Genomic DNA, 24882 nt, shown 5'->3' on the forward strand with positions numbered 1-24882 from the left:
TTAAAGGGTATGCTAAGGAGAAATATCTGTGCAGTATTGGATCCCAAAAGCACTAACAGTAAGTGTATTGGTAAGTTTATCAGGATGTAGTGTATTTACTAATGATGCACATGACGAGCGTAATTATCGCGCTCATGAAGCAGTAAAAGTGCCTGCATCGTTATCACAACCCGCTCAAGATCCAACATATAAAATGGATGTAGGCCAATATAGTAATAATCCAGATGCTACAAATTACCGTCCGCCTGCTCAAGTACTTACAGTAGCAAAGGGTAGTTGGGTTGAAGAAACAGATAAAAACGCCCGTGTTTATTTTGATAAAAACGATGGTATTGATGACCTAGATGAGTTTATTTGGGAGTCTATTAATGCGGTTTTAGCCGACAATAACACGCAAGCGACTAAAGCAGACAAGCTACTAGGCATTATAGAAACAGATTGGTACGCTATTATTAAGCCAGAAGAAAGCTGGTTATGGAATAGCGACGAGAGTATTGATTTAGAACGCTTTAAATTTACAATTGAAGAAAAGTCGCATCAGCGTACGGCTTCATTAAGTGCTGAACTTATTGACTTTAAAGGTGATGAGCCTTTAAGTGATTTATTTAAGCAACAGTTAGAAGTGCGTGCACTTAACCAAGTTATTAGCGAGTTTGATTATCGTTATCGTCAACTTGAAGTTGATATGCGCAAACGCCAAGGTATTATTTCTTTAGAAATGGGCTTTGATAACAAAGGTAATGCAGCACTTGTAACTGAGCAGTCGTATGAAGCTGTATTTGACCGTTTTTCAGGATTTTTAGAGCGCTTGTCGTTCACTATTGTTGAAATTAACCCAGATACAGGCTTAATTACGGCAGATTATAAAAAACCAGAGTCAAGTGTATGGGATTCTATTTGGGGTGACGAAGTAACCCAATTACCTATTGATGAAGGTCAATATCAAATATTAGTAAGTAAAACCAAACAAGGCGGCACTAGTCTGACCTGGATGGATGAACAAGGCGATACGCTTGAGCCAGGTACTATGAATGGTTTACAGCAAGCATTAGTGGCTGCACTCATTCAGCGCGGTATTAATATTTAATAATAATAAGTTTTTACCACAAAAAGAGCACTTTGCTCTTTTTGTGGTTTTTATAGGTTAAAAATATGTCTCAGTTACCCACTTCGTCGCAATATAATATGCGCACTTGGCTTACCTTTTTAGTTCCTTCGCTAATTGGTTTGTTTTTATTTATGACACCAATCCCTATTGCTGATGGTATGACCATTCCCATTGCATTAATGGCTAAAGCAATTAAAGAGGGAATTAGCTCTGTTATGATTGAGCTGCTTACATTCATTATTTGTGTAACGGGTGTGCTTTCGCTATTAGCTAAAGTTGTTAAGCCTAGCTTTATTAAAAAGTCTTTTATACTAAAACACTTATTTGATGTTAACTGGATTTGGCTAGGTATTCGCTTACTGGGTATGCTGTTTATTGTTTTGACCTTTATTAGTCAAACCGGCGCAGACGTGAGCTCGGCGCTTCCTGCGTTTTTATTACCGGTATTTAATGCTATTACCTCGGCAGATACGGGCGGCTTGGTTTTAAACGATTTATTGCCTATTTTGTTTTCGGTATTTGTTTTAGCGGGGTTATTACTGCCGCTGTTATTAAATTTTGGTTTGTTAGAGCTAGTGGGCACCTTGTTTACTAAACTTATGCGTCCGTTATTTGGTGTGCCGGGGCGCAGTGCTGTTGACTGTGCGGCGTCGTGGTTAGGTGATGGCAGCGTAGGTATTTTAATGACTGCGCGTCAGTACGAAGAAAAACATTACACTGAGCGTGAAGCGGCCATAATTGGTACTACGTTTTCGGCAGTTTCGATTACCTTTAGCTTAGTGGTTATTGAACAAGTGGGCTTAGAGAGTCACTTTGCACCGTTTTATTTAACTGTGTGTTTAGCCGGTGTGGTTGCTGCGATTATTGTGCCGCGCTTACCGCCGTTACGCTTCAAAAAAGATAGCTTTATAGATGGCAGTAAACGCGATGAGCATGCTGAGTCTGTACCAAGTGGTAAAACCTTGTTTGGGCATTCTTTAGATGTTGCGTTAGCTAAAGCGCATAGATCGCCAGGGTTTAAAGGCACGTTAAAAGAAGGCTTACACAATGCATTTGATATGGTGTTTGCTGTATTACCTGTCGTAATGGCGGTAGGTACATTTGCGTTAATCATTGCCACATATACCCCTGTTTTTCAGTATTTAGGTATGCCGTTTATTCCATTTTTAGAGCTGCTACGAATACCTGAAGCTGAACTTGCTTCACAAACGATTATGGTTGGTTTTGCTGATATGTTTATTCCTTCAATATTAGCAGCGGGCACAATTGAGAGCGACGTAACCCGTTTTATTATTGCGGCAATGAGTGTAACGCAACTTATTTATATGTCGGAAGTGGGTGCACTTTTACTAGGCAGTAAAATACCGGTTAATATTTTTGAATTGTTTATTATTTTTATTCTTAGAACCTTAATCACTTTACCAGTTATTGCCTTAATGGCGCACTGGTTAGTTGGTTAGTTGGTTAGTTGGTTATAAAAATTAAGCAGTAAAAAGCCCTGATATTCAGGGCTTTTTTGTATCTGTAGAGTTAGTTTTATCGGGCTTTGTTTTTTTAAAGGGTAAATTTGCCGAGTGCTTTAGCAGTGCAAGATTACCAATAATAATAGCAAATACAATGATAACAATAACAACCATGTGCCAAGTTTGCATAGCAACGTCCGTTAATTATAAGCAAAGTATAAGTGTGAGCGCTTTAGTTTAAAACAGCAATAAAGTGACTTAAAAAATGGTGCTAATGCAGTATTTAAAAGCGTTTTGCTACCGATAGAGTTAAAAAATTTAGCCCGGGGTTAGGATCTTTAAAGCCCGCATTAGAGTAATGAATAATTCTTAGCGCCACGTTGGTTTCGCCAAAATCAGCAACTAAGCCAATTCTGTCTTCAAACTGATAGTGAGTGCTAATGTTTTTACCCGCAAAATAGGTTTCATCAACCAATGAAATACCAATACCCGCTTCTACATATATGGGGGTATTGTTAATGCTAAATGCTGGGAACAACAGCACAGGCGACATGGCAAGCACTACATTAGACTGTGTTTTATCGCCATGGTTATATTGCCAAAGGTTTACACTGGTTTCGAAATAAAAGCGCGTATCGCCAAGTAAAGACTGCAACCCTGTAGGATAATATTGATGGGCTAGTTTAAAGCCATTTACGCCACCTTCTCCCTTGAGCAGATCAATTGCGTAGCCGTGCTGCGATTGTGCGAATGCATGTTGACTCGTGAATAATAAAACAAATATAAATAATGATAAAAATGACGTTTTCATAGGTGTCAGTGCTGTGCCTGAGTTAAATAGTGACTAAATAGTAAGGGCGCAACATGGGTGTTTTCAATGGGACAAAAATACGCTTGTATATAGGGTGTTAACCGAGGTTGATTAACTAATTGAATTTATTTACTTTGTTTTATTGGTGCTAAATGGGCATTAATAAGTTGCTTATTTAAGTCTATTTAAAGGTGTAATTATCGCGTAAATTAGCGTCATCTTAATCACACAGACAATAATTTATTATGAAGTTTTTAAAACTGTTTCTCGTTGTAGCTGTATTCTTTAGCGGCTCACTTTTTGCTCAAACGCAACAATCTCCACAACAACTCCTTAAAAGCGTAGCCGATACTTTATTTGCCGATATAGCCCAAGTTAATGCCAAAGGCGATGCAAGTAAAGAAGACATGTTTAACATTGTTGAGCAGCGCTTAATGCCGCATATTGATATAAAATTTGTAGCATTTAAATTATTAGGCAAACATATAAAGGGCATTGAGCGCGAGCAAGCAGTTAATTTTATTGGTGCAGTAGATCATTATTTAACAGGTACTTATGCCGGCGCATTAATGAAGTACACAGGGCAAAAAGTCGTTTTTGAGCAAGATAACGCATTGAGCGACTCACAGTACGCAACGGTTAAAACCCAGATAATAGAAGCAAATGCGCCTACTATAAATTTACATTTTAAATTGCGCTTAGGGAAAGATGAACAATGGAAAGTATACGATATAGTTGCAGAAGGCATTTCATTGCTCAGCGCCAAGCAAAAAGAAATTATACAACGTATTTCTGATGTAGGTATAGAGAGCGTTATTAGCGAATTAAAAAGCAACTAATAGTAGATTATGTGACCCTGATTAAGTCCAGCTCCAACCAAATAAGCAGCCAACTAGTTATGTAGTTGGCTGCTTTTTTATTTTATAAGTATTGCGTTACTTTGCGCTAGCGTGGTGATCAAGGTGTGCTAGAATATCGGCTCGTCGATTAAGCGTGGTGTCAGCTAAAAGCTGCTATAACTGACCACTGTCCCAAGCTACACTGGAGTTGTGTTGTTTTAATGGAAAATGTACTGATTTGGCCAAAGGAATACCCATTACTTATCAAAGGACTTGTAGAACAAAATGGTGCCTTTATTTTAGATGCTTTAGAAGCTTGGCCTGCCTGTCGTTCTACCCATGAAGATGATGGTGTATGTACTACTGTTTTACCGCCCATATTTTATTTAGCGTGGTTTACTCCGCTAGAGCCTTTTGAAGAGTGTTATTTTCAGCATATTTGCGAGTATGATGAAAGTGCACAAACGTATATAAGCGCGGTAAAAGAACATTATTTTGATAACGAATATACCCCCGAAAGCTTAGTACTTATGCTTTGCCAACGGCTCGAAAAATACGCGAATGTATCAGCGCAAAATGAGATTGATACACCGCAGTCGTTATTTAGTTTATTTTTTTCTAAACGCTACTTTACTTTAATTGAGCATGCGTTAAATAATCGCAGTAAATTATCGGCGGTTGACACGCTAGCTCTGTGGCAAGAAGTTGATTTTAGAGAACGTTTGAGTGCTTATATTCCAGGTTCAATTGCCGATCTTGAGCATTTAACTGAACTGGCAAGTGAAAAAGTGGCTAAAGGCAAAGACTACTTTACTTTACTCACTCAAGTATCGCCGGATGTAGATTCTGTGGTACTACTTGAAAAAGCTTTGCTTGCTCATTTAAATAAAAAAACCGCTAAGCAAATGATGGCCATGCGCTTTATTGAGCAAGGCGCAACAGGTACGCTTGCCGATGAGCACAATAAAACGGCCTTTATGTGGGCTGCTGAAAAAGGCTACGTAAATGTAGTTGAAACCCTGCTGAGCCAACAAGATAAAAAAGCAGTTGATGATAAGGGGAATACTGCCTTGCATTATGCTGTGCTCTCTAAAAACGAATCGCTTATGGTATTGCTGCTAAAGGCGGGGTATGACTTTAGAGTGCGTAATAACGAAGGGCTTAGCTGTTATCGCTTAGCAGTGAGTATAAAAGCGAGTAACTTAGTAAAGTGCCTTGAGCGCGACTTTGGTATTAAAGAGTTGTCGCCTGAAGGGCAGTTTGATCGCATTAAAAAAGTGCATGCGCTGCATGCTCTGGTTACTTTATTATTGCCGGTGCAATTGTTTTTCTTTTTTGATGAAACAATAACCATAAAAAGCGAATTAACATTAACTCTAACTATGATTGCGGCGGTGTGTTTCTTTTTTGCGGCTACTTTAAAGCGCTGCGCGCTGTACCCGCACATTAAACACCCGTGGGGATTATTTGTATTAAGAGGCTTTTCTTTAGTTAGCCTAGTAGGGCAGTTAGGTTTAGCCGCTATTGTAACCCTTGCCGCATTAAGTTCTTTAGTTTAAATATTTACAAGTTTATCTTTCGAGGTTAAATTTGCAGCAATGTGTTTGGCCGTTAGGCAAGGCAGAGCCTATGTAGTGTGGCTGTTCCCCATAAATAGGCGATAACGATGCATAAATAAAAAACGCGCTAATTAGCGCGTTTTTTGTGTTTAAATTATAATTTAATCTGTTTTTTCGTGCTCGTGCGCTGCTTTTTCTTCGGCGAGATCGTCTTTTAATTTACGAATTTTTAAGCCAAGTTCTTGCCCACGATGCCTAGCATAGTAGGTACAGCCAATAAACATAGCAGAGGCAAATAGTAGCTCTAACAATACCCATACCAGCTCATCTTGCGCTACCCAAAGCAATGTAAGGCCATGAATAAAGTAAAGCATAACAATAAAGTTTGCCCATGCATACGTATACGCTTTGTCTTGAATTATGCCTTTAAGAGGAAATAATAATGGCAGTATGTACACGGCAAAAATAAAGCCATTGCTGTGGCCTTCTCTCGGTGCAAATACAAACATCCATAACGGCATTAAAATTAATAAACCGACATAACCAAAAATCGCGGTACGTTGAAATTTAATAGTAATTGGCTTTTTAGCTGGAATTTCAGCTGTTTTCATTGAAGTTTTCTCGCAATTTGAGTGAGGCGTTTGCCAACACTTTGGCATATTTTAATTTCGTCTTTACTTAATTCAGTACTATTACTACTACCAGCAACATGTGTTGCACCATAGGGCGTGCCACCGGTTTGTGTTGCCAGCAATTCGGGTACATCGTAAGGTACACCGAGTAACATCATGCCATGGTGCAGTAACGGTAGCGATAAGTTCAGTAATGTGGCTTCGTTGCCGCCATGCATACTGCTTGACGACGAAAAAACACAGGCTGGCTTGTCAATTAATTGCCCTTTTAACCATAATTCGCTGGTGGTTTCCCAAAACATTTTTGCTTGAGAGGCCATCATACCAAAGCGAGTAGGTGTGCCAAAGGCAAGGCCATCACAGTTTATTAAATCGTCTTTAGTGATAATAATGTCGTGTGGGTTTTTAGCAACAAAAGTGCGCAGCAAAGCGCTGGCCCCTTGTTGCTCTATAGACTCGGCAATTTCATGGGCCATAGCTTCAACTGAGCCATGGCTTGAATGGTAAAGTACCACTATGGTCGTGCTCATTATAAAACGCTTAATACGTTTTCTGGAGGGCGACCAACAGCAGCTTTATCATTGTTAACCACAATAGGGCGCTCAATTAGTTTTGGATTTTGTACCATAGCATTAATAAGTGCAGCTTCACTGGTTTCATCTTTTAAGTTTAGCGTTTTGTAAATGTCTTCTTTGGTGCGCATTAACTCGCGTGCAGATGTAAAACCCAGCTGCTTAACTAATGTAGTTAGCTGCTCGCTACTTAAAGGCGTATTTAAGTATTCAACTATACTTGGCTCAATAGCTTTGCTTTGTAATAAAGCTAGGGTCTCGCGCGATTTAGAGCAGCGCGGATTATGATAAATAGTTACAGACATAAAATGCTTCCAATAAATGAGTTGCGGCCATTTTAGGCCAAGCGCTTGTAGACTTAAAGCCTAGCAAGCTCTTTTTGTAAAAGTCGGTATTGTGTAAGTAGCGCTTTTAACCTTTGTTGTTTAACTAGCTCGTTTGGCTCAATAAAGTTGAGTGCTTTTTGTATTTCGTCGGCAGCTTTTAAATAAGCGCCGTATTGCGATAATACATCGGCATTGGCTTCGTGATAGGCGGCGAGTTTTTCTTGCTTTTTATAGGCGTCGGTTAATAGTTGCTTACCTAAGCTGTGATCTGGTTTTTCTAGTAAAAAGCTTTTTAAGATGTTTTCGGCAAGCTCGTATTGCTTTGCTTCTAGGGCTGCGTTGGCATAGTTTAGCGTAATTACCTGATTGTTAGGGCGGTAATTGTTTAATTCTGCTAAATAGGTAACGGCTTCAGCGGCCTTTTTTTGCGCTATTAATAAATCGGTATAGGTATCTATATAAAATAAGTTTTTAGGATCGCTTTTTAGTAGTTCATCTAAAATAGGCTGCGCTTCATCAAGCTTTTTTTGATCCAGCAAACTAATGCCTAAGCCATATTTTAGGGCGGCATTATTGTAGCTATTTTCGCGAATTAATTTTCTAAACAGCGATTCTGCTGCTTCTGGTTTATTGTCGTATCTTGCCAGCACGCGACTCTTTGCTAAGTTAAACTCAAGGCTCGGGTTTACTTGGCGTTTAGGGTATTGCTGCGCACGCAATCTTACATCAGACACACGGCTCTCAGGAAGCGGGTGAGTAAGTAAAAACGCAGGTGGCTTATATTTATAACGAATTTGCGCAGCGAGTTTAGTTAAAAATTCACTTGATGCACGCGGATCAAAGCCTGCATTATTAAGCGTTTGCATACCAATACGGTCGGCTTCTTGCTCTGCTGAGCGGCTATGCGTTAGTTGGCTAAATGCCGATTGTGTTTGGCTTGCTGAAATAATAGCAATACCAGCATCGGGCACGACGACAGCGGCTAAAATACCGGCAATCATTCCGGCTATAGTCATTGCGCTGTTGTCTTGTTGCTGCTGTAGGCGCCGTGCTAAATGGCGCTGGGTAACGTGGGCAATTTCATGGCCAAGTACCGATGCAAATTGACTTTCATCATCAGCTTGCGCAATTAATCCGGTGTGTACGCCAACATGGCCGCCATAAAATGCAAAGGCGTTTATTTCAGAGTTATTTAACCAAAAAAATGAAAACGGAAACCGCACATCATTGGCGCTAGCCACAAGTTTACGGCCCACTGTGGTTAAGTACTCATCAAGCACAGGGTCGTTAATTATTGGCGACGAGCCTCTAATTTGCATCATCATTACTTCGCCAATCGCTTGTTCTTTTTCGAGCGGCAGCACTTGTAAGGCTGAGGTACCTAAATCTGGCAATTTAAAGTTTGTTTGCGCCTTTAAAGGCTCACTTACTAATAGGCTAAATGTAAGCGCGGCACTACATAAAGTGATAAAGGCTGATTTTAGCTGCATTTTATTCCCTGTTAATTGGTTCACCAAGAGCAATTTTGGCAATGTTTATTTCGTCACTGCATGCACGGCTGTCTTTTTCACATAATTGATAAAGCGCTTTTATTGTGACCCCATCTAGCTTTACTACGTTCAATTGTATTTGTAAAAAAGTAATAATTTTATGCACTACCTTGTGTGCGTGTAAAATAATAGCTTTATCGGCTTTGTCTCCACGTTCAAAATAAAAGCCAATAAATGTATGTAATTGATTTATTCTAATTAAGCACTTCATGGAAAGTGGATCCCATACTTTAAATTCCATAAAACGATTATTTTTAACGTATTGATCAATAATAACATCTTTAGCGTACGGTTGAGCCCAAAGCTCAAAACCACGATCGGTAAATACTTGATGCAGTGCAATGCGTGGCTTTTTATTACATTGAATTTCGCCTAGCTCGGTTTCGTAGCCGTCAAGTAGATCAAGGTTCCAATTACGTTTGTCTAAAAGGCTTTTTACTGCATTATCAAACCCATGTTCTAAAATACCTTCAGCTTCGCTGACCGATGAGGCAACAAGGTGATAAAAAGGTGGTAATTCGCCCCAATTTATTTGTTTTTTATACCAATTAATCTCTTTGAGTGTTGGATTACTGGGTAATTGCGCTTTATTATGCGTGCCAGGCATTAACCTATCCTTACTGCTAATTATGCCCTAAGGATAAACTATTGCCGAGGTTGTTTTAAGGAAAAGTTATGCATGTTCACACTTAATACATTTTTAGGTGGTGACTATGGGACTTATTATTGATGTGAACTCAAGGTGAAACGAGTATGCTAGAGCAAAATTTATCAGCTTATAAATGCCCACAGCAGTTTATTCAATTTAAACTTGGGCTGCGTAAAGCCGTGTCGTTACAACAAAGTATTACTTTTAGTTTTAATAATGCAGAAAATATAAACGACATTGAACGATTTTTACAAAAGCATGCATATTGTTATACCTTAAATAAGCGCCAAGGAATGTTATTAGTGGAGCCATTACGTGTTTGAATATATAAAAGCGTGGTACGAAAAAAAGTTTTCTGATCCTCATTCAGTTACTTTATTATTTTTATTATTGGCGTTAGTAGCCTTATTATATTTTATTGGATCTTTGATAGTGCCGGTATTGGTGGCACTTATTATTGCCTATTTACTCGATTGGCCGGTACTGCACTTAGAGCGTTTTGGGTTAAGGCGTTTTACCGCTACAGTAATTGTTATGCTTATATTTACAGGTATTATGCTGACACTTATTTTAGTTATTGGCCCTGTGCTGTGGCAGCAAACCAGTAATTTATTTCAAGAAACACCGCATATGGTAGAGCAAGGAAAATCGTTTTTATTGGCCTTGCCTGCGCAGTACCCTAGTTTAATTACTGCAGAACAAGTACAAACAATTGTATTAACAGTAGAGACTAAAGTAATTGAATTTGGTCAAGTAGTGCTGTCGGTGTCGCTCACGTCTTTAAAAGATGCGGTTGCGTGGTTAATTTACTTAATTTTAGTGCCCTTGTTAGTGTTTTTTATGCTTAAAGACAAACTAGAGCTTAGCCACAGTATTGCTAAACTTATTCCGCAACAACGACGCTTAATAATGCAGGTGTGGAATGAAATGAATCAGCAAATAATGAACTACATTCGCGGTAAAGTGTTTGAAATACTGATTGTTGGCTCGGTGTCGTTTATTGCCTTTACGGTACTTGATTTACGCTATGCTGCGTTATTGGGAGTATTAGTGGGCTTTTCGGTGTTGATCCCTTTTGTGGGTGCGGCATTGGTAACCATTCCGGTGGCGGCAGTGGCGTTGTTTCAGTTTGGAATTGAAACCCAATTTTGGACCATTTTAATTATTTACGGTATTATTCAAGCGCTTGATGGCAATGTACTAGTGCCTTTATTGTTCTCTGAAGCGGTTGATTTAAATCCGGTATTTATTATTGTAGCGGTATTGTTTTTTGGTGGCTTGTGGGGTTTTTGGGGCGTATTTTTTGCCATTCCACTGGCGTCATTAGTCAAAGCGCTGATCAATGCGTGGTCATCTACTCAAGAAGAAATCATTAAAGAGCTGAGCTAAAAGTTAACACCGCTTTAAGTATAAAAAAGCATAGAAAACGTATCTTTAAAACTAATTGATTATTATCTATTGCAGCCAAAACTATGTAATATTGGTATAAGATATATTTATTAGTAATAAGGTGCGTTTTTTAATGTCTGAGTATTTATTACCCGATGAGCCAGTAAAACAAGTTTACCTTGATGCAAATGCAACGACCCCTGTGTTGCCATGCATAGTTGATGTGGTGTGCCATGCAATGCAAACCTGTTTTGGTAATCCTTCTAGCCCACACATAACGGGTATTCAAGCTAAGCACTTATTGGAGCAAACTCGACAAAAAGCACGCGCGGTAATTGGCGCTAATAATGGTGATATTTTATTTACCTCAGGGGCAACCGAAGGTATTCAAACGGCTGTAGTGTCTACGCTGATAAATGCTAAAACCCATAATAAAAAAAATCCGGTGTTACTTTATGGCGCTACAGAGCACAAAGCAGTACCAAATACCCTAAAACATTGGAATCAAGTGCTAGAGATTAACGCTCAAGTACTTGCTATTCCGGTTGATAGTAACGGTATTTTAGACTTAGATTTTATTGCTCAGCATATTGATGATGCGCTGATGATTTGCACTATGGCGGTTAATAATGAAACCGGTGTATACCAAGATCTAGCGGCAATAGAGCAGGTTATTCGTAATCGCAATAGCAGCGTGTCTTGGATGGTCGATTGCGTTCAAGCATTAGGTAAGCAGCAGCTTATGTTGAGCGAAACAACAATAGATTACGCACCGTTTTCGGGCCATAAACTCTACGCTCCCAAAGGCATTGGCTTATTATATATTCGTCAAGGCAGTGCTTATACGGCATTTATAGCCGGTGGCGGGCAAGAAAGTGGTATGCGCTCAGGTACTGAAAATCTCCCTGGTATTGCAGGACTTAATAAGTTATTTAGTTTGTTATTAGATAAAACCGATGGCACGTTTAAATCAAGTGCTGTGCTTGCGCAATATCGCAGCCAATTACACAATGCAATAAGCGATACATTTGGTGCCATTACCTTTAACCATGATTTTGCATACTCAGTGCCCACCACGCTTAATTTTGCGGTTAACGACTTAACCAGTAAAGAAGTTATTGATTTATTTGATGCTGCCGGCATACGCGTGAGCGGCGGCTCTGCGTGTAGTACTGGTGCTTCACAAAGTTTTGTACTAGATGCAATGGGTGCAAGCCAGTGGCAAAGTGAAAACGCCATACGTTTATCGTTTGGACCTGCCGCCACGCAACAAGATATTGACCATGCCTGTGAGCGAATTCGCGCCCTTAAACAAGTATTACAAGCAAATTGCCTGGTAGTATCTGACAGCGCTACACCTACGCAGGAATTATGTGCACTAGGCTTAACCCAATTTAGGCACCAAGGCGCGTGCAGCTGGTTATATGTTAATAGCAACAACCAAGCGGTGATCATCGACCCTATTATAGAGTTAATACCGCGCTTTGAAAAAATAGCCAATACGCAAAATTTAACCATAGCCGCTATTTTAGACACCCATGCTCACCAAGAGCGTAATAGTGCAATTACCCTATTACGCAGTGTGTTAGCAGCACGTTTAGTAGCAGGAGAAGTTGATCAATTGGGTTGGCCAGTTAACCAAACGGTGATTAATTTAAATGGGCAACGCCTAGAAAAACTTGCCACACCTGGGCATAGCCAAGACAGTGTGAGTTACTTATTAAAAGAAGCCTCGGGTGAGGTTCGCTATTGTTTTTGTGGTGATCTCATTTTACCAGCGGGGCTGGGTAATACTCATTTGCTTGGTGGTAGTGCAGAGCAAATGGCTGACTCGTTAATATTATTAGCGCAGCAGTTAACCCCAGAGGCGGTTATTTGCTCAGGACACGATTACCAACAGTGTTTTGCTATGAACTGGGCGGTGCAACAACAGCAAACTCCTTTATTGAGCGCATTATTATCTAAGCAAATAACGAAAGATGAATTTGCTGCTAAAAAGCAGCAGCACGATGAGCAAAAACAAACAGATAATAACAACCAGCTTTGTGGTTATGTAAATGCGCAACCAGATACAAATACACAGCAATTGAGTTATTCACAGGCAAAAGAAATGCTCAGCCACGGCAATGTATATTTAATTGATACGCGCGAACCCTATGAGCATGGCGCTAATAATATTTCATCGCTGTTAAATGTTGCTACAGCTAAAACCTTAAATATTCCGCTTAGTCGTATGGCAAACGCAATAGTAGAGCAGCAGCTAGATAAAAATAATCAATATATTTTAGTGTGCCGCAGTGGTAACCGCTCAAAGTTGGCAGCAGCTAATTTAATTGAGCTAGGTTATACCTCGGTTTATAATTTAAATGGCGGTTTGGCACTGGGAAGTTAAAATTAGTTAGCAAATAAATATAATTAAGGCCGGCATTTGTCGGCCTTTTTATTTATTTGCCAAATTAAGCTAACTGAGTCGCCTCTGAATGGGTTGTTAAATTAATATATTAATTTTATGATACCGGTGTCAAAAGCAAAAAATTACGTTATCATTCACAGCATAAAATATAAAAACAGCTCATTTTTAACTTTGCTATATATGTTAATTAACTAAGTTTTATATAATAAATACATTTAAATCAATAGATTAATATTTTAGGGGATGTTTACATGACTAACCGTTCGCAATTAGCAAGTTGGCAAGCGCTTGAAAAAAGTGCAACCAAGATGAAACAAAGCCATCTTAGGGATTTATTTGCTAAAGATGACGCGCGTTTTTCTCAGTTTTCTACGCAAATCCCTGGATTATTATTTGATTACTCAAAACAACGTGTTGATAAAGATGTTTTTACGCAGTTAATTGCATTAGCTAAAGAGTGTGACATTAGCGCTTGGCGTGAAAAAATGTTTAACGGTGAAAAAATTAATATCACCGAAAACCGAGCAGTGTTACACACAGCATTACGTAACCGCGCTCATACGCCACTTATTGTTGATGGTGAAAATGTAACTGAGTTGGTTGATAACGAACTTGCTAAAATTAAACTGTTTGTTGAAAAAGTACGCAGTGGTAAGTGGTTAGGCTACAGTGGTAAGCCAGTAAAAGATGTAGTAAGTATAGGTGTAGGTGGTTCAAACCTTGGCCCGCAAATGGCAACCGAAGCATTAAAAGCATTAAGTGACGATACCTTAAATGTACATTATGTGTCGAATGCTGACGGGGTACAAATTGCCTCGGTATTAAAAAATATTGATGCTGAAACAACCTTGTTTGTTATTGCATCAAAAACGTTTACCACGTCAGAGACAATGACCAACGCTAAAACAGCGGTTGATTGGTTTTTACAAACAGCTAAAGATAACGCCGCTATTGCTAAGCATTTTGTTGCGGTGAGCACTAATTTAGAAAAAACAGCCGAGTTTGGCATTAGTAACGACAACGTATTTACGATGTGGGATTGGGTTGGTGGTCGCTTTTCATTATGGAGCGCTATTGGTTTACCGATTGCATTATATGCAGGATATGACGCTTTTGAAGCAATTTTAGAGGGTGCATACGAAGTTGATGAGCACTTTAAAAACGCACCACTAGAGCAAAATATTCCGCTTATTATGGCATTATTAAGTGTGTGGAATACCAGCTTTTTAGGTTACACCTCGCAAGCTATTTTACCTTATGACCAAGCGCTGCACATGCTGCCTGCGTACTTACAACAAGGTGAAATGGAAAGTAACGGCAAGCATGTTAACTTTGCGGGTGAAACTGTGCCTTATACAACAGTGCCAATTATTTGGGGTATGACCGGGATTAACGGGCAACACGCATTTTACCAATGTTTGCATCAAGGTAATGTTATTGTACCGGCTGATTTTATTGCCTCAATTAAGCCGCAAGTAAACGTTGATAAACATCACGATATTTTATTATCGAACTTTTTTGCGCAAACAGAAGCACTAATGAATGGCGTAGATGAGCAAGAGATCACCGCAGATTTAACCGCTAAGGGTAAATCTCAGGCACAAATAGATGAGTTACTAAAGCACAAAATTCATCAAGGCAACCGCCCAACTACCTCTATGTTACTAGATAGCGTAGACGCTAAAACGGTAGGGCGCTTAATTGCGTTGTATGAGCATAAGATTTTTTGCCAAGGCATTATTTTAGAAATTTGCTCATTTGATCAATGGGGTGTTGAGCTAGGTAAAGGATTAGCATCAAAAATAGAAGCCGAGTTAGTTGATGAGCGCGTTAAATATGCTCATGATAGTTCAACTAATGGCTTAATGGCGTATTATAAGCAACATCGTACGCAGTAAAAATTTAGCTTAGTAACATAAGCAACCAAATACCTTTGAACGGGTAGCGCTGGTGTACTTAGGGACTGTATTTTTGTGAGAGGAATTACAGTTCCCTAAGGCCCATTTTTAAGCGCAGATGATAAAATTAATAATAAATAGCCAGCAGTGTGGTTAAATAAAAAACATCATCATCACAGCATAACAAAGCAGGTTTTTGTGCAAATATATTTATAAAAACCGACATCATTCAAGCAATAAACCGCTATATCTGATTACCTAACGGGTAGTGCCAGGTAGCACAAACGTAGAGAGTAACTATGCTTAATCCTTTTGATATTATAATTTTTGGGGGCGGTGGTGACCTTGCGTTACGCAAATTACTACCTGCAATGTATCGAGCATATCAAGAAGGTAATTTACCTGAAGGCTCACGTATTTTGCCAACGGTACGCGAAGAAACCCAACGTGCTGAGTACATAGAAACAGCACACAAAGCCTTAAAAGAGTTTTTAGCAAAGGATGAGTTTAATGCTAAAGATTGGAAAGCCTTTGCTACTTTTTTAGTACCTGTTGTTAGCAATGTAACAGCCCCTGACGATAACTGGGATGTGCTAAAAGGTATTTTAGATGAGCACGACAGCACTAAATCTCGCGTATTTTATTTATCACTACCACCTGCTGTGTACGGCACTTGCTGTGAAATATTATCTGTTAAAAACTTAATAACGCCTACTTCACGTGTAGTGGTTGAAAAGCCTATTGGTTATTGTGGTGAATCTGCTGAGGCTATCAATGGAAAAATCGCAGAGTATTTTAGCGAAGAGCAAATTTTCCGAATTGATCATTACTTAGGTAAAGAAACTGTTCAAAACTTAATGGCACTGCGTTTTTCAAACTCGTTGTTTGAAAACATGTGGGATGCTAAATCAATCGATAATATTCAAATTAGCATTTCAGAAACTGTGGGCCTTGAAACCCGTGCAGGCTTTTACGACAAAGCCGGTGCGCTGCGTGATATGGTTCAAAACCACTTGTTACAACTGTTATGTTTAGTAGCAATGGAATCACCCCATAAACTTAATGCCAATAGTATTCGCAACGAAAAGCTCAAAGTATTGGAAGCGCTGCGTCCACTTATTGGCAGCGACGTAGATAAAAATATTATTCGTGGCCAATATGTACCAGGTGATCTAAACGGTAAAATTGTACCAGGTTACTTAGAAGAGCTTAATGAAGGTTCAAGTAAAACCGAAACCTTTGTAGGTATTCGAGCGCATATTGATAACTGGCGTTGGGCAGGTGTGCCATTTTATTTGCGCACTGGTAAACGCATGGCTAAACGCTGTGCTGAAATTGTAGTGCAATATAAAAAAGTATCACACAATGTATACGAAGACAGCGTAGGCGAAATAGAGCCAAACCGCTTGGTGATTCGCCTACAACCAGAGGAAACTATTCAGCTAACATTGATGTCTAAACGCTTAGATAACCTTGAAATGCAGCTTGAGCCAGTAACGATGAATATTGAGCTTTCACAAGCCTATAGCAATGGTTTTCACTCAGATGCCTACAAGCGCTTAATGCTAGATGCAGCCGCTAATAATCCTTCGTTATTTATCCATCGTGATGAAGTACGCCAAGCATGGAAGTGGATTGATCCAATCATCGACCGCTGGCAAGAAAAAGGCAAACCGGCGCTTTATCGTGCAGGTAGCTGGGGCCCAGAAGATGCTGACGAATTATTAGCAGAGAACAACCATGTATGGTTTAACACCGGTGATAAGGGAGCATAATGGCAACAATAATTGAAAAGTTTTTTGATAGTAAAGAGGCGCTTACAGCAGAGCTGTCAGCAACACTTGAACAATCATTACGTGATGGCATAAGCAATGATGGCCGTGCAGTATTAATGGTATCGGGCGGCTCATCCCCTGCTGCGGCGTATAAGCATTTATCAACCCTTGATTTAAATTGGCAACATGTTGATGTTGCTATGGTTGACGAGCGTTGGGTAGATGCGAGCCACGAAAAAAGTAACGAAGCATTTATTAACAGCACGTTATTACAAAACTATGGTGCTGCGGCTAACTTTGTCACGATGAAAAATAGCGCCGAGACAGCGCAGCAAGGCACTGCAGTGTGTGAAGCTGCTTATGCTGCGTTAAAACGCCCGTATGATGTGACTATTTTAGGTATGGGGCCAGATGGTCATACTGCGTCATTATTCCCACATGCAGAGGGTTTAGAAATAGGCCTAAACTCGGATCAACTGGTGTGTGCAATTAATGCCATTGAAAGTGATGTAACTGGCAGTATAACTGAGCGTATGACACTTACATTAAACGCGATAGCGCAATCTAAAGTGGTTAAGCTACTTATTAGCGGTGATGAAAAACTCGCTGTGTATAAGCAAGCCAAAGCGGGCGGAGATGTAAACGACATGCCACTGCGCGCAGTGCTAAATCACCCAAGTATTAATATTGAGGTTTATTGGGCGCCGTAATTTAAAATGAGTGCGAATGAACAAATAAAAAGGCAGCTATAACTAGCTGCCTTTTTATTTGTGTAATTATTATCCAAAATAACGTGGTTAGTAACGTGATTTTGTTAAAACAGGTTAACATTAAAAACAAGCCTGTATGTTAAATAGCCTTGCTGTGTGTGCTTTTTAAGCAGATTTAACCCTTGTTATGTGTACGTTTTTTGGCAAGGTTCAGATTTATTTAAATTTTATTTTATCAAAACGGTTGTCATAAAAGTTTCCCTTCCTTTTTTTGCTCAAAAGCATTAGCCTAAAGGTATTAACAAAGAAACATACAAATTAAAAATAAACGGAGCAGTAACATGGCGGAGCAACAAGTACAGCCTTTACACAACGAAAAACATGCCAATACTAAAATTAAAAACGGCATCAATGTAGAATTTATGAAAACGCAACATTTAGTGCCAGTAGTTGCACATGAATTTGCGCGTATAGCGAATGAATTTCCAATGTCTTTCGTTAAAAATAACGAAACAGGCACTTTTCAAGCAGTTGCTATGTTTGGCCTTGAGCCAGGCGAAAACTTGTTTGTTGAAGGCGATAAGTGGACGGCAGCATTTGCACCAATGGCTACGACGCGCTACCCACTAGGTTTAGTAAAACACCCAGATCAAGATCAATACGGTATTGTTATTGACGAAGCGAGCCCATTAGTTGGCGAAGAAGAAGGTAATGCGTTGTTTGAAAACGGCGAAGAAACTGACTACTTAAAGCGTCGTAAAGAAGCATTAGTATCGTTTATTGAGTTTTCACAGATCACAGATGCTTTTACGAAGTTTTTAGCCGATAAAGAGCTTTTAGTAGCGCAAACGCTAACAGTTGATATTAAAGGCGAGAAAAAAGACATCAACGGTATTTACCTTATCGATGAGAAAAAACTTAATGAATTAAGTGATGCTGACTTTTTAGAGCTACGTAAACGTGGTTATTTAGCACCAATTTATTCTTTTTTAACGTCTACGCATCAAGTAGCACGTTTAGCTCGTTTAAAAGCGCAACAAGCGTAATAATTTAAACCAGCAAAAAAAAGCGCCTTTGGGCGCTTTTTTTATGTGTTTAAACTTACTTTACTTGATAAATAGTTAGCGACCATCCACATTGGTTTCACTGAAGTTTATAAGAGCTCATTATGAAAAAATCACTTTTAATGGCGCTTATCGCCACTAGTTTTATTAGCGTAAGCAATAACGCCTTAAGCGCAGAAGTACCTTTTGCTATTGCCATTCATGGCGGTGCGGGCACGATTGAAAAAAGTAAATTTACGCCCAAAGAAGAGCAAGCTTATCGTGCTAAATTAACCCAAGCGGTAGAGGCCGGTTATAAAGTACTTGAGCAAGGCGGCGAAAGCTTAGATGCCATAACGGCAGCGATTCAAGTGATGGAGCAGTCTACTTATTTTAATGCAGGGCGTGGCGCGGTTTATACTTACGATGGCAGCCATGAGCTCGATGCATCAATTATGGATGGTCGTAATCGTCAGGCGGGCGCAGTTGCAGGTGTTAAGCATGTAGAGAGCCCAATTAATTTAGCACGTTTGGTTATGGATAATTCAGTACACGTCATGCTCAGTGGGCAAGGCGCTGAAGAATTTGCTAAAGAGCAAGGTATTCCCTTAATCGAAAATAACTTATTTGATACCGAGCACCGCTATAAAGCATTATTAAAAGCAAAGCAAAAATTAGATAAAGCCAAAGCAACCAGTAAAGATTATCAAGCGGCGCATAAAGCCTTGCCAAATAACTATAAAATGGGCACGGTTGGTGCGGTAGCACTGGATAAAAATGGCAATTTAGCAGCTGGTACATCAACCGGCGGTATGACCGCCAAACGCTATGGCCGTATTGGTGATGCGCCGGTAATTGGTGCAGGAACGTTTGCGGAAAATGAATCGTGTGCGGTATCGGCTACCGGCCATGGTGAGTATTTTATTCGTTACAATGTAGCCAGCGATATTTGTGCGCGCGTTAAATACCAAGGTAAAACCATAACGCAAGCAGGGGACGAAGTGATTAATGGGGTACTTGCACCAATAGGCGGTACGGGCGGTGTTATTATAGTGGATACTAAAGGTAATATTAGTTTGCCGTTTAATACCTCAGGTATGTACAGAGCCAGTAAATCAAATACCCAAGCCACTTATGTAGGCATTTTTAAAGGCGAATAAGCGCTTTATTTGTTTGGCTGGTGGCTTATATAACAAACTACTAAGCGTTATGCACTTTGTAGGATTAACCCCAGCCATTTAATTTGCTACAATTGCGGCTCTTTTACTAATTTTATAAGGTATGCGGGTGGTAAACCTAGGTCAGTTGTTTGGCGAGCTAAAGACGTGCTTGAAAAAAGATCAATTCATTTTTAAAAAACGCTTACATGGCGTAAAAAAAATAACCGATGAGAATAAGCATGCCAACGCGCTTGAAAAAATAGCGGCCGACATTACCCGTAGCCAAGCACTGCGCGCGCAGCGTTTAGCGGCTCTGCCTAAAGTGACTTACCCAGAGCAATTACCGGTGAGTCAAAAAAAGGATGTGATTAAAAACGCCATTGCTAATAACCAAGTGGTTATTATTGCAGGTGAAACCGGTTCAGGTAAAACCACGCAAATTCCTAAAATGTGTTTAGAGCTAGGGCGTGGGGTTGATGGCTTAATTGGCCACACCCAACCAAGGCGACTAGCAGCACGAACGGTGGCTAATCGTATTGCAGAAGAAATGCAGTGTGAACTTGGCCAACAAGTTGGTTTTAAAATACGCTTTAGTGATCAGGTCTCGAATAATACCTATATTAAACTAATGACCGACGGGATTTTACTTGCCGAAATTCAACAAGATCGATTTTTAAATCAATACGACACCATTATTATTGATGAAGCGCACGAACGTAGCTTAAACATTGACTTTATTTTAGGTTATTTAAAAAATTTACTCCCTAAGCGCCCCGATTTAAAAATAATAATTACCTCAGCAACGATCGATCCAGAGCGTTTTTCAAAGCACTTTGATGATGCGCCAATTATAGAAGTATCAGGGCGAACCTTCCCGGTTGATGTACGTTACAACCCAGTTACTGAGATAAATAAAGAGGATATGGAAGCCGAAGGCGACCAACTGCAAGGTATTTTTGATGCTGTAGATGAACTGTGTGCAGAAGGCCCTGGCGACATTTTAATATTTTTAAATGGTGAGCGTGAAATACGCGATACCGCCGATGCTCTCAGTAAACGTAATTTAAAACACACTGATATATTACCGCTTTATTCGCGACTATCAAACGCCGAGCAAAACCGTATATTTGCACCGCACTCGCGCCGCCATATTATTTTATCGACCAACGTGGCCGAAACATCGTTAACCGTACCGGGGATTCGTTATGTAATTGATCCGGGTACGGCGCGTATTAGCCGTTATAGTTACCGCACCAAGGTACAGCGCCTGCCTATAGAGCCAATATCGCAAGCCAGTGCAAATCAGCGAATGGGACGTTGTGGCCGCGTAGAGGCGGGTATTTGTATTCGTTTATACGCCGAGGATGACTTTTTATCGCGCCCTGAGTTTACCGACCCTGAAATACTACGTACTAACTTAGCCTCGGTTATTTTACAAATGCTAGCGCTGGGTTTAGGCGACATGGCGCAGTTTCCATTTGTACAAGCTCCAGATAGTCGTAATATTAGCGACGGTTTAACCTTGCTTGAGGAACTTCAAGCCGTACATCCCACTAAACGTAACGACAAAACAGCGCTTACCCAGTCAGGGCGAGAATTAAGCCGTTTACCGGTCGATCCGCGTTTAGCTAAAATGGTGTTAACCGCACATAAGCTCGGTGCGCTACGTGAAGTAATTATTATAGTGGCGGCACTGTCTATTCAAGACCCCCGTGAGCGCCCGCAAGAAAAACGTGCTGCGGCAAACGAAAAACACGGCCGTTTTGATGATCCTGATTCAGACTTTATTGCATTTTTAAACTTGTGGAATTATTTAGAAGAGCAACAAAGCGAGCTGACTAATAGCCAGTTTAGAAAACTCTGCCAAAAAGACTTCCTCGCTTATATGCGCCTTCGTGAATGGCAAGATATTGTTTATCAAATAAGTACCGTATGCAACGAAATGGGTATGAAAGCCACATCGAATGCTGCCGACGGTGAGCAAGTTCACAAAGCATTACTGAGCGGTATGCTTAGCCATATTGGCTTTAAAGATGAAAAACAAATTTATAAAGGCGCGCGTAATAGCCAGTTTCATATTTTTCCGGGGTCGGGGTTATTTAAAAAGAGCCCAAAATGGCTAATGTCGGCAGAGCTGGTAGAAACCAGTAAATTATATGCCCGCACTAACGCCAAAATAGACATTAACTGGGTTGAGCCACTGGCGCAGCATTTGGTTAAGCGCAGTTATACAGAGCCACATTGGGAGAAAAAACCCGGTGCGGTAATCGCCTTTGAGCAACAAACCTTATATGGCCTGCTAATCGTCAATAAGCGCCGCTGCGTGTATAGCAATATTGATCCTAAAGTGAGCCGTGAGCTGTTTATTCGCACCGCATTAGTTGAGCAAGAACTGGGGTTAAACGAAAGCTTTTTAGAGTTTAACCGCGAGCTGATTGAAGATATTCAAGTGCTTGAAAACAAGTCACGCAGGCGCGATATTTTAGTTGATGAGCAAACTTTATTTGAGTTTTACGATAAAAAAATTCCAAAAGAAATTAATAATCGTGCAGCATTTTTAAAATGGTATAAAACGCAAAAACAACAAAATAAACACTATTTGCAAATGAGCCGCGATGACTTAATGCAGCATGGTGCAAGCAGTATTACCGAGTTTGACTACCCAGATACTTGGCAGCAAGATAATTTGATTTTACCTTTAGCGTATCATTTCGATCCCGGTCAAGCGGTTGATGGTGTGGCGGTACAAATACCGGTTGCGCTATTAAACCAAGTGCAAGAAAGCGGCTTTGACTGGCATATACCTGCGTTTCGACATGAGTTAATAAGTGGTTTAATTAAATCATTGCCTAAGTCACTGCGCCGTAATTTTGTACCTGCGCCTAACTATGCCGATGCTGTTTTGGCGGCTATTGAACCATTGCAGGGGAGTTTAATTGACGCACTTAGTAATCGACTATTAAAAATGACAGGGGTGCGAGTTGACCCTGATGCCTGGGATTTAAGTGCCTTGGCAGCACATTTACGTTTGCAGTTTGAAGTACGTGGCGATAACGATAAGTTACTCGCGCGTGGCCTAGATTTAGCCAAACTTAAAGCGCAGCTACAAGGCGAAGTAACGCAAACATTATCCAAAGTAGCCGATAAAGGCATAGAAAAAGCAGACTTAACGCAGTGGGATTTTGGCGAGCTACCTAACTCATATGTAAAAAAACAAGGGCAATACGAAATTAAAGCGTATCCGGCGCTGGTGGATAAAAAATCAACTGCTGCTATTGAGCTTTTCGATAACGAAGTAAAAGCACAGGTTGCCCATCAACAAGGGCTGCGCCGATTAGTATTATTAAATGTGCCTTCACCAATAAAGTATTTGCAGCAAAACTTACCAAATAAGGCTAAGCTTGGATTGTATTTTAATCCTTTTGGTAAAATAGCCGATTTAATTGATGACTGCATTGCCGCCGGTGTTGATAGCTTATTATTAAAGTACGGTGACATTCGCACCAGCGACGCGTTTGAAAATGTAAAAGAGCATATACGTGGTGAGCTTGGTGACGCTGTAGTTGAAATTGCCACGCAAGTAGAGCAAGTGTTAAGTATAGCCCATGCCTTACATAAAAAAATGAAAGGACGGGTAGATTTAACCATGATCACTGCGCATGGAGATATTAAATCGCAATTAGAGTCTCTTGTTTTTAAAGGCTTTGTAAGCCAACATGGGGCAACTAAGCTAAGTGACTTAATCCGTTATTTAAAAGCGATTCAAAAACGTTTAGAAAAGTTACCCATAGATCCAAATCGCGATAGATTATGTGTACTTGAGCTTGATAAAGTGGCTCAAGAGTATAAAAAGCAAGCAAACAAAACCCCTAAAGGGATGCCAATTCCAAAAGAGGTAGAAGCTATCTTTTGGATGCAGCAAGAGTTGAGAGTGTCTTTATTTGCACAGACCTTGGGTACTCCGTATCCAATTTCGGCAAAACGTGTGTTAAATGCAATAAAAGAAATAGAGTAAAAGGTGTATCTACTATTAAGCTTAAGTACTTAATAGTAGAACTTATTTTTTGTTTTGAGAAGGAAACGACATAGCCATGTCCTCATCAATAGAACATAAAGTACAACAACAACTACTAGTGGTAGATGACGAGTATTTTAATTATGAAATACTCAAAGCAGCACTTAGCGCAAAGTTTGATGTTAATTATGCCGATTCTGGAACAAGCTGTTTAGCCTCTGCTATTGCTAATCCGCCCGATATTATTTTACTTGATGTATGTATGCCAGGGCTGGATGGTTACGATACGTGTAGAATGCTTAAACATACACCTGAGACAAAAAACATCCCTATTGTTATGGTGTCAGGGCTGGAGTCACCGCTTGAAAAGCAAGCTGGGTTTGACGCGGGCTGTGATGCTTATGTTGTTAAGCCGTTTTCTGTACCACTGTTGTTAGAGCAAATTAATAAAATAGTATAGGAAAAATTATGTTTACAGATGATAAGCGAAATTTTCGACGTATGCAGATCAATACACCAGCAAAGCTAACCACAATAGAGCCGATTGCTGGCTTAAATTATAATGCAGAATGTGTAGATTTGAGTGCAACTGGGTTGTCGTTGCATTTAGATGAGTTACTTGAGCCAAACACTATTTTATTGGTACATATAGACTCAACTCATCCGAGTATTGCGCCTTTAGACGCAACGGCTAAGGTGATACGCGCCAGCAAAGAAGATGACGGTACAATAACTGCCGGACTTGAGATAATACAGTTTAATTAGCTTAGGTAGCGTGGTTATTGCCCATATAAATAGGTAATAACTACGTATAAATACTAGGGTCTGTTGACCTTTGCGGATTGAAATTTGTTCAAACTAGGGGCGATTTAATCACGGCGCGAGGTTTGTAACCTAGTGGGCTAAGTAAAAACCGAGCAAAGCTTCCGCGTCCTGCTCACGCCCCTTACCTACATCCATGTAGGCAACA

The 24882-nt window shown here is 40.0% G+C and carries 22 protein-coding genes; 15 read left to right on the forward strand and 7 right to left on the reverse strand.

Annotation, left to right across the window (positions count from 1 at the left end):
• Positions 1-28: 28 nt before the first annotated feature.
• A complete protein-coding gene (gene bamC, locus H5058_RS03485) occupies positions 29-1087 on the forward strand; it encodes an outer membrane protein assembly factor BamC (RefSeq protein ID WP_182676865.1) in 1059 nt (352 codons plus the stop codon).
• A 65-nt stretch (positions 1088-1152) separates the two neighbouring features.
• On the forward strand, positions 1153-2568 hold the full coding sequence (locus H5058_RS03490) for a YjiH family protein (protein ID WP_182676867.1): 1416 nt from the start codon (positions 1153-1155) through the stop codon (positions 2566-2568).
• A 45-nt stretch (positions 2569-2613) separates the two neighbouring features.
• On the opposite strand, the gene H5058_RS03495 is transcribed toward H5058_RS03490, so the two are convergent.
• Both H5058_RS03495 and H5058_RS03500 read right to left on the reverse strand, forming a co-directional pair.
• A complete protein-coding gene (locus tag H5058_RS03495; RefSeq protein ID WP_011327813.1) occupies positions 2614-2760 on the reverse strand; it encodes a DUF2897 family protein in 147 nt (48 codons plus the stop codon).
• A gap of 94 nt (positions 2761-2854) precedes the next feature.
• Positions 2855-3382, reverse strand: coding sequence for an acyloxyacyl hydrolase (locus tag H5058_RS03500; RefSeq protein WP_011327814.1), 528 nt, complete (start codon positions 3380-3382; stop codon positions 2855-2857).
• A 245-nt stretch (positions 3383-3627) separates the two neighbouring features.
• Between H5058_RS03500 and H5058_RS03505 the strand changes: the two genes are divergently transcribed.
• Positions 3628-4221 (forward strand): phospholipid-binding protein MlaC, encoded by a 594-nt coding sequence (locus H5058_RS03505; RefSeq protein ID WP_058373015.1) that lies wholly within the window; start codon positions 3628-3630, stop codon positions 4219-4221.
• A 221-nt stretch (positions 4222-4442) separates the two neighbouring features.
• The gene (locus H5058_RS03510) at positions 4443-5780 is read left to right on the forward strand and encodes an ankyrin repeat domain-containing protein (RefSeq protein WP_182676869.1); all 1338 of its coding nucleotides are present in this window, start codon (positions 4443-4445) and stop codon (positions 5778-5780) included.
• A 161-nt stretch (positions 5781-5941) separates the two neighbouring features.
• Here the strand turns inward: H5058_RS03510 and H5058_RS03515 are convergent, their stop codons facing one another.
• The 5 genes from H5058_RS03515 to H5058_RS03535 are packed head-to-tail and all read right to left on the reverse strand — an operon-like array spanning position 5942 to position 9467.
• The gene (locus tag H5058_RS03515) at positions 5942-6391 is read right to left on the reverse strand and encodes a DUF2069 domain-containing protein (protein WP_011327817.1); all 450 of its coding nucleotides are present in this window, start codon (positions 6389-6391) and stop codon (positions 5942-5944) included.
• A complete protein-coding gene (wrbA, locus tag H5058_RS03520; protein ID WP_011327818.1) occupies positions 6388-6942 on the reverse strand; it encodes an NAD(P)H:quinone oxidoreductase in 555 nt (184 codons plus the stop codon). Before wrbA ends, H5058_RS03515 begins: the two co-directional genes overlap by 4 nt.
• Positions 6942-7289 (reverse strand): arsenate reductase (glutaredoxin), encoded by a 348-nt coding sequence (gene arsC / locus H5058_RS03525; RefSeq protein ID WP_011327819.1) that lies wholly within the window; start codon positions 7287-7289, stop codon positions 6942-6944. Before arsC ends, wrbA begins: the two co-directional genes overlap by 1 nt.
• A gap of 53 nt (positions 7290-7342) precedes the next feature.
• Positions 7343-8800: a M48 family metalloprotease gene (locus H5058_RS03530; RefSeq protein WP_011327820.1), complete on the reverse strand. Its 1458-nt coding sequence runs from the start codon at positions 8798-8800 to the stop codon at positions 7343-7345.
• 1 nt (position 8801) lies between these two features.
• Positions 8802-9467, reverse strand: a complete 666-nt coding sequence (locus H5058_RS03535; protein ID WP_089368010.1) for a hypothetical protein — start codon at positions 9465-9467, stop codon at positions 8802-8804.
• A 146-nt stretch (positions 9468-9613) separates the two neighbouring features.
• Between H5058_RS03535 and H5058_RS03540 the strand changes: the two genes are divergently transcribed.
• The 11 genes from H5058_RS03540 to H5058_RS03590 all read left to right on the forward strand — a co-directional run bounded on the left by H5058_RS03540 (position 9614) and on the right by H5058_RS03590 (position 24677).
• Positions 9614-9832: a hypothetical protein gene (locus tag H5058_RS03540; RefSeq protein ID WP_011327822.1), complete on the forward strand. Its 219-nt coding sequence runs from the start codon at positions 9614-9616 to the stop codon at positions 9830-9832.
• Entirely contained in the window at positions 9825-10898 is a 1074-nt protein-coding gene (locus H5058_RS03545; protein ID WP_011327823.1) for an AI-2E family transporter, read from the forward strand. The genes H5058_RS03540 and H5058_RS03545 overlap by 8 nt, the downstream gene beginning before the upstream one ends.
• A 133-nt stretch (positions 10899-11031) precedes the next feature.
• Positions 11032-13290, forward strand: coding sequence for an aminotransferase class V-fold PLP-dependent enzyme (locus H5058_RS03550; RefSeq protein WP_182676870.1), 2259 nt, complete (start codon positions 11032-11034; stop codon positions 13288-13290).
• A 272-nt stretch (positions 13291-13562) separates the two neighbouring features.
• Complete coding sequence (gene pgi, locus H5058_RS03555; protein ID WP_182676872.1) at positions 13563-15209, forward strand: glucose-6-phosphate isomerase; 1647 nt, start codon at positions 13563-13565, stop codon at positions 15207-15209.
• A gap of 299 nt (positions 15210-15508) precedes the next feature.
• Positions 15509-16984 (forward strand): glucose-6-phosphate dehydrogenase, encoded by a 1476-nt coding sequence (gene zwf / locus H5058_RS03560; protein WP_011327826.1) that lies wholly within the window; start codon positions 15509-15511, stop codon positions 16982-16984.
• Positions 16984-17694, forward strand: coding sequence for a 6-phosphogluconolactonase (pgl, locus tag H5058_RS03565; RefSeq protein ID WP_182676874.1), 711 nt, complete (start codon positions 16984-16986; stop codon positions 17692-17694). The genes zwf and pgl overlap by 1 nt, the downstream gene beginning before the upstream one ends.
• A gap of 341 nt (positions 17695-18035) precedes the next feature.
• Positions 18036-18740, forward strand: a complete 705-nt coding sequence (locus H5058_RS03570) for a SapC family protein (protein WP_011327828.1) — start codon at positions 18036-18038, stop codon at positions 18738-18740.
• Positions 18741-18862: 122 nt separating this feature from the next.
• Positions 18863-19897 (forward strand): isoaspartyl peptidase/L-asparaginase family protein, encoded by a 1035-nt coding sequence (locus H5058_RS03575; protein WP_089368012.1) that lies wholly within the window; start codon positions 18863-18865, stop codon positions 19895-19897.
• Between the two features lie 127 nt (positions 19898-20024).
• Positions 20025-23912 (forward strand): ATP-dependent RNA helicase HrpA, encoded by a 3888-nt coding sequence (gene hrpA / locus H5058_RS03580; protein ID WP_182676876.1) that lies wholly within the window; start codon positions 20025-20027, stop codon positions 23910-23912.
• Positions 23913-23988: 76 nt separating this feature from the next.
• Entirely contained in the window at positions 23989-24372 is a 384-nt protein-coding gene (locus H5058_RS03585) for a two-component system response regulator (RefSeq protein ID WP_011327831.1), read from the forward strand.
• An 8-nt stretch (positions 24373-24380) separates the two neighbouring features.
• Positions 24381-24677 (forward strand): PilZ domain-containing protein, encoded by a 297-nt coding sequence (locus H5058_RS03590; RefSeq protein WP_086998101.1) that lies wholly within the window; start codon positions 24381-24383, stop codon positions 24675-24677.
• Positions 24678-24882 lie beyond the last annotated feature (205 nt).

It is taken from the genome of Pseudoalteromonas sp. SR45-4 (assembly GCF_014163535.1).
Classification (GTDB): domain Bacteria; phylum Pseudomonadota; class Gammaproteobacteria; order Enterobacterales; family Alteromonadaceae; genus Pseudoalteromonas; species Pseudoalteromonas nigrifaciens.